Here is a 6,000-nt window from a genome sequence, read left to right on the forward strand (position 1 = left end):
CATTTCCGTACGGTCACCCGGGGGGAGGGTGCGCCGACTGAGGTGGGGGGTCCATGCTTCGCCTCTTGATTTAAGGAGTGAGGTAACGGGGTGTCAATACTCTGGTCCGTACCAGTGGTCGAGGTGATGCCTCAGGCGCGAAGGCGTTTCCTGGGGTGCACCGCCCGGCCGAGCCGTCGGCCCAGGAGGAGGTAACCCACCAGCGCCCCGGTCGTGTTGAGGATGACGTCGTCGATGTCGAAGGAGCGTCCGGTGATGAGGGCTCCCTGAACGAGCTCGACCAGGAGCATGACCGCCGCGGTGAGCGCGAGGACGCGCAGGATTCCGCGGGTCTTCGGGAACACCACCGGCAGCAGCACTCCGAAGGGCACCCCGAGCAAGAGGTTCCCGCCGATCTGCTTGACGGCGTCGCGCAGCTCCGGCTGGTCGAGATAGGCCCGCAGGGAGCGCCCGGGGTGAAGGTTGTCGTGGATCAGCGCCGTGGACGCCGGTGAGGGCTCCAGGGTCAGCCTGGCCAGCGCGACGGCGAACGCCACCATGGCCGCGAACGCGATCAGCATGGCCAGCAGCCGGAAGGGCAGCGCCAGAGCCCGGGGCTCCGGCGCGGGCGCGGGCGTCGGCCTCTTTCGGCCGAGGAGCCACCGCGACCTCTCCGGCTTCCCCCGCTCGGCCTCGGAGGCCTTGCCGCCGCGCTCGGCCTTGGACGCCGGCCTGCCCCCTCCGGCCTTCGACGCCGGCTTTCCCCGGTCCGATCCCGACTTCGGCGCCGGTTTCCGCCGGCCGGCCACGGCCTTGGCGGCACGAGCGCGCAACGCGGTGCGGACCATGAGACCCTCCCCTTTTCAACTGCCCTCTGGTGCAGCCCGCTTACCCCCGGCGGGGCCGACAATGCCCGGGATCTCGCCCGGGATCTCGATGCGGGGAGACTTTGCGACAAGCGAGCAGGACGGTGTCCGGTCGCCGCCACGGGGCAGCCCGGGGACCTCACGCGTGACGGACGCCGGGGCGCCGGGTGCGGCTGTGTGCTCGCCCCGGCGCCGACGGCACCGTCCGGACTCAGGCCCCGTAGGTGACCGTCACGTCCGTGAAGCCGAGAGACCGCAGCAGGCCCTCCAGCATGCTGGTGGTGTTCTCCTCGGCCCGTGCGGTGAGGCGGCTGTCCTTCGCGGCCTTGCCGATGTGCTGGGCAGCGAGCCGCTGGACGGCCCGCTCGTCGTTCGGGTTGTCCGAGAAGACGTCACCGAGCCGGTCGAAAAGACCGCGCTGTTTCGAGACGGCGTAGGAGTGGTCGGGGTCGAGGGCGGGTTTGCCCAGTGCCGCGTGCGGCAGACGGAGCGTGGCCGACGTGCGGTCGTCGTTGACCGTCACGTCCTTCTGGTCGAGGCGCCCGAGATCGACGTAGGCGTCGACGGTGCCGGCTCCCACGTAGAGCGTGCGGGTGCCTCGGATCGCGTCGGGCAGGTACTTCGCGTCCTTCTCCAGGTCCACGACCACCTGGAAGTTGCCCGAAGCCGCGTCGTAACGGCTCATGTCCTGGATGGACTTGAGCAGCGTGGGGCCCGAATTGTCGTGGGTCTCCGTGCCGAACACATCGCGCAGTCCCGGCAGAACGGCCAGCCGCAGCCCGGCGAAGAGCACCACGAGCACCAGCACGAAGGCGGAGACCACCTTCGCCCAGCCGGGCATGCGTTTGATGGACGTCGTCATGTCGACGGTCCTCCTTTCAACCGTCCGGGTACCCCCCAAGCCCCTTGGCAGGCCGCCGGGTTGGCGTACGGATTCCGCTGCCGTGAGCCCGCGGTGCCCGTCGCCGGTACGCCCGTGACCGGTCCGGCGCCCTGTGGTCCGGCTCGCAACCGGTCCGGCGCCCTGTGGTCCGGCTCGCAACCGGCCGGGCACCCCGCGGCCCCGCCCGCAACCGGAAATCCCCGGTCGTAGGCCCGAAAGACGCCCAGTAGCATGAGGTACGCACTCCGGGCCGATCTTGCGCCCGGCGACGCAACCCGGTTCGATCATGCGAGGAGCGGTCGTGCGTGACATCGCCGTGTTCAGCGGTAGTGCCCATCCAGAGCTCGCTGACGAGCTCTGCGCACACCTCGGTGTGCCCCTGAGCCCGACCCGCGTCAGCCGGTTCGCCAACGACTGCCTGGAGGTCCAGCTCCAGGCCAACTGCCGCGAGCGTGACGTCTTCCTGGTGCAGCCCCTCGTCACGCCGGTGCAGGAACACCTGGTCGAACTGCTGATGATGTGCGACGCCGCGCGCGGTGCCTCCGCCGGGCGGATCACCGTGGTCATGCCCCACTATTCGTATGCGCGTTCGGACAAGAAGGACATGCCCCGGATCTCCCTGGGCGGCCGGCTCGTGGCGGATCTGCTGGTGGCGGCCGGCGCGAGCCGTGTCCTCGCCATGACCCTGCACTCCCCGCAGGTGCACGGTTTCTTCTCGGTGCCGGTCGACCATCTGCACGCCCTGCGTGAGCTGGCGGCGCACTTCCGGGCCAACGACCTGTCGCGTACGACGGTGGTCTCGCCCGATCTCGGCAACGCGAAGGAGGCCGCCGCGTTCGCGCGGCTGATCGGCGCCCAGGTGGCCGCCGGTGCCAAGCAGCGGTTCGCCGACGACCGGGTGAGCATCAGCTCCGTCATCGGTGAGATCGCCGAGCGCGATGTCATCGTGCTGGACGACGAGATAGCCAAGGGCAGCACCGTCCTCGAACTCCTGGACAGGCTGCGCGAGTTGGGTCCGCGATCGATCCGCGTCGCCTGCACCCACGGGCTGTTCGCGGCGGGGGCGCTCAAGCGGCTCAGCGAGCAGCCCGACGTGCTGGAGATCGTCTGCACGAACACGGTGCCGATACCGGGCGAGGAGTACACGGAGAAGTTGACCGTCCTGTCCATCGCCCCGGCGCTCGCCGAGGCGGTGCGGCGCATTCACAACGGTGAGTCCGTCAGTGCTCTGTTCGACGCGCCGCGGGACCGATAGACAGGGCGTGAACGGGCGCCCGGACACGCGATCGGCACCTTGCGGCGCGCGCGGGTTTCGGGTGCCGCGGGACGCATGGGAAGTGGGGCCGACCGGAGCGTCTCCGGGCGGCCCCACTTCTCGTACGGCGCTGTGAGGTCAGGCGCGGTGGTTCTCGTAGTAGCCGCCGACCTGCTCGTGGTAGCCGGCGTCGCCGACGTGCTTGTCCTTGTCGAACTCGGGAGAGTCCTTGATCTGGTCCTTGGTGAGGGCGACATAGATCTTCCGCTCGGCCTGGTCGACCGTCTTCACGGTTCCGGCCGGCAGCAGAACATGCTTCCCGAAGATCCACACGCCGGTGTCGACGACGAGGTACGAGGAGCTGACGTCGTCCGAGTGCTTGTCGACCTTCCCGATACTGCCGTCGGTCGCCTCGACCTTGTACCCGGTCAGATCGGCACCCGCGATGTGGCCGGTGGTCGCCTGGTAGCCCCAGATGCTGTCACTCATAAAACGGCTCCCTCATCGAATTTATTCGCCGGTCCGCAGAAAAAACTGCGGAGTCGTGCAAGCGTCATCTGATATTCGGTGACGTTTCCTCAGGTTGTCGGGTGCCCTGAATTCCGGATGCCACACATTCGTAGCGAAGAAATAGTCAACCTGCATTCGTCGCCGTGCACCCGGGCGACGAAGCGCGGGTGGACCCCGACGCCTTGGCATCGGGGCCCACCCGGATCGGTGGGTCGTGTCGCGCGGGCCTACCAGCGGTACCAGCGGCCCCGCTTGCCGCCGCTTGCCGCGGGCCGGATCACGAAGCCGAGGACCCATACGATCAGCACGATGACGGCGATCCACCACAGAGCCTTGAGTGCGAAACCGGCACCGAAGAGGATCAGGGCGAGCAGGAGAACGAGAAGAATAGGAACCATGGTTATCAACCTCCGAGCCATCGTGTGCCCCGCCCGACGATCTCCACTCCCCCGGATCTTAGGTGTTTTTTACGGAACGCAGAGTGGCAACAGTTCTGCGGCTGCGTTCCGAGTTTGAGTGTTTAATCAGAGGGCATGGGGCATGCGGTATTTCTCCCTCTCCGGGCCTCGAAAAGCCGTTCATGACCGAAACGTCGTCGTGCCTGCCGGGCAGGACGCGGGCGAGCGCGGGGCCGGGCGCGGACGCTCGACTGGCCCACTCAAGGTGCGTCGAACCGGATACGGGCCAGACTTGAACTCATGGCAGAAGAGCGTCGGCCGCGTCCCAGGAAGTCCTCGACGACCACCGTTCGACGCACATCCCCCGTGCGTGGAGCGGAACATGCCGCGCGTGCTGCCTGCCGGGCCCTGGAGGGTCTCATCGGCCATCCCACGGAGGGTGTGTCAGCGGTGGGACGTGAGGACGACGGCTGGTGTGTCGTCGTGGACGTCCTTGAACTGCCGCGGATTCCGGACACGACGAGCCTTCTCGCTTCGTACGAGGTGCGGATCGACCAGGACGGCGAACTCATGGGGTACCGCAGGGTCCGCCGTTATCGGCGGGGGTCCGCCGATGAGTGACCAGTGACTCAGGTTCGCCCGACGACCGGAAGGATCCCCCATGCCCGCGACCACCTACTCCGATGAGGTAGTGGCGTGCCCGCCGCGCGCCGGCACGTTGTACGACGTGCTCGAACTCATCCTTGACCGGGGCATGGTGATCGACGTGTTCGTCCGGGTGTCCCTGGTCGGCATCGAGATCCTCAAGATAGACGCGCGCATCGTGGTGGCGAGTGTCGATACGTACCTGCGCTTCGCGGAAGCGTGCAACCGGCTGGACCTGGAGCGTGACTCGGGCAGCACCACCGTTCCTGAGCTGATCGGCGGTGGCGCCGCCAAGTCCATCGGCAAACGCAAGGTTCGCAAGGCCGCGGAAACCGTGGGGGACACCGTTCGCAAGGCGGTCGGGGGCGGCCGTGACGACGACTCCGACGAGCACGACGAGGACGAGGAAGAGCAGCAGGAACGGCCGAGGAAGCGGCGCGCTCCGGCTCGGGGCGGCAGCAGCCGACGACGACCCGTGGAGGCGTGAGCCGTGACCAGCGATGGTGTGTACGTCTACGCGATCATCCGGGCGGGAAGGCCGCTGCCGGTGGACGCGACGGGTGTGGGCGCCCCGGCCGCCGAACTGCGGGTGATCCGGCAGGGGCGGGTCGCCGCTGTCGTCAGTGAGGCGCCTCCCGGGCTCCGCGCCCGACGGCGCGATCTGCTCGCTCACCAGGATCTGCTGTTGCGCCTGTCGGAGCGAGGGTCGGTACTGCCGATGCGGTTCGGCGTGGTCGCGTCCGACGAGGAAGCGGTGCGCGGTCAGTTGAAGGCCCGCGAGTCGGATCACATGGCTGCCCTGGAACACCTCTCCGACGCGGTCGAGGTCAACGTCAAGGCGCTCCCGGCCAAGGACGCGCTGGCCGGCCTTCTGACGCAGGACATGAACGTCCGCCGGCTGCGGGACGAAGTGCGCCGACGGCCCGGATACGAAGCGAGCCTGCGACTGGGGGAGGCCGTCTCGGCCGCTCTGGAGGGCAGGGCCGCCGAAGCCGGCAGGCGCATTCTGGGCGAACTGACGTCCAGGGCCCGTGCGGTGGCCTCGGGTCCCGAAGTCCAGGGATGCGTGCTCAACGTGTCGTTCCTCGTCGATCGCGGCGACAGTGACGCGTTCCGAAGCGAGGCGGAGCGTTTCGGCAACAAGTATCGCGACCGGGTGGAGTTGCGGCTTACGGGTCCGCTGCCCTGCTACAGCTTCGTCTCCGTCGAAGGCACTCCCGTCCGAGCCGCTGGAGTCTGAGATGGGACTGATCACCGGACTGCTCACCCTCCCCATCGCGCCGGTCCGCGGCGTTGTCTGGGTGGCGGAGAAGCTCAACGACGCTGCGGAGCGGGAGTTGCGCGACCCAGGGGTTCTCCGTGCCCAACTGGCCCTGCTGAACAGGGAGCTTGAGGACGGAGACATCAGTCTGGAGGAGTTCGAACGAGAAGAGGAACGGCTGCTCGACCGGCTGCACGCCGCGC

The 6,000-nt window shown here is 68.2% G+C and carries 9 protein-coding genes; 5 read left to right on the plus strand and 4 right to left on the minus strand.

The window, feature by feature from the left end:
• Positions 1-131 precede the first annotated feature (131 nt).
• The gene (locus ACFYW9_RS34240; protein WP_389158789.1) at positions 132-827 is read right to left on the minus strand and encodes a VanZ family protein; all 696 of its coding nucleotides are present in this window, start codon (positions 825-827) and stop codon (positions 132-134) included.
• Between the two features lie 229 nt (positions 828-1,056).
• The gene (locus ACFYW9_RS34245; protein WP_389158792.1) at positions 1,057-1,707 is read right to left on the minus strand and encodes a DUF4230 domain-containing protein; all 651 of its coding nucleotides are present in this window, start codon (positions 1,705-1,707) and stop codon (positions 1,057-1,059) included.
• 322 nt (positions 1,708-2,029) lie between these two features.
• Between ACFYW9_RS34245 and ACFYW9_RS34250 the strand changes: the two genes are divergently transcribed.
• Positions 2,030-2,983, plus strand: a complete 954-nt coding sequence (locus ACFYW9_RS34250) for a ribose-phosphate pyrophosphokinase (RefSeq protein ID WP_351870904.1) — start codon at positions 2,030-2,032, stop codon at positions 2,981-2,983.
• Positions 2,984-3,121: 138 nt separating this feature from the next.
• Here ACFYW9_RS34250 and ACFYW9_RS34255 read toward each other — a convergent pair whose 3' ends face one another.
• Positions 3,122-3,472 carry a PRC-barrel domain-containing protein gene (locus ACFYW9_RS34255; RefSeq protein WP_389158797.1) on the minus strand — a complete coding sequence of 117 codons (351 nt, stop codon included), beginning with the start codon at positions 3,470-3,472 and terminating at the stop codon, positions 3,122-3,124.
• 248 nt (positions 3,473-3,720) lie between these two features.
• Positions 3,721-3,891 (minus strand): hypothetical protein, encoded by a 171-nt coding sequence (locus tag ACFYW9_RS34260; RefSeq protein ID WP_057605601.1) that lies wholly within the window; start codon positions 3,889-3,891, stop codon positions 3,721-3,723.
• Between the two features lie 300 nt (positions 3,892-4,191).
• Between ACFYW9_RS34260 and ACFYW9_RS34265 the strand changes: the two genes are divergently transcribed.
• The 4 genes from ACFYW9_RS34265 to ACFYW9_RS34280 all read left to right on the plus strand — a co-directional run.
• A complete protein-coding gene (locus tag ACFYW9_RS34265) occupies positions 4,192-4,512 on the plus strand; it encodes a gas vesicle protein (RefSeq protein WP_389158800.1) in 321 nt (106 codons plus the stop codon).
• Between the two features lie 40 nt (positions 4,513-4,552).
• Entirely contained in the window at positions 4,553-5,023 is a 471-nt protein-coding gene (gene gvpJ / locus ACFYW9_RS34270) for a gas vesicle protein GvpJ (RefSeq protein WP_328673119.1), read from the plus strand.
• A gap of 3 nt (positions 5,024-5,026) precedes the next feature.
• Entirely contained in the window at positions 5,027-5,776 is a 750-nt protein-coding gene (locus tag ACFYW9_RS34275) for a GvpL/GvpF family gas vesicle protein (RefSeq protein ID WP_389158803.1), read from the plus strand.
• Position 5,777: 1 nt separating this feature from the next.
• A partial coding sequence (locus ACFYW9_RS34280) for a gas vesicle protein GvpG (protein WP_389158806.1) occupies positions 5,778-6,000 on the plus strand: 223 nt, incomplete at its 3' end.

The organism is Streptomyces sp. NPDC002698 (assembly GCF_042888945.1).
Taxonomy (GTDB): Bacteria; Actinomycetota; Actinomycetes; order Streptomycetales; family Streptomycetaceae; genus Streptomyces.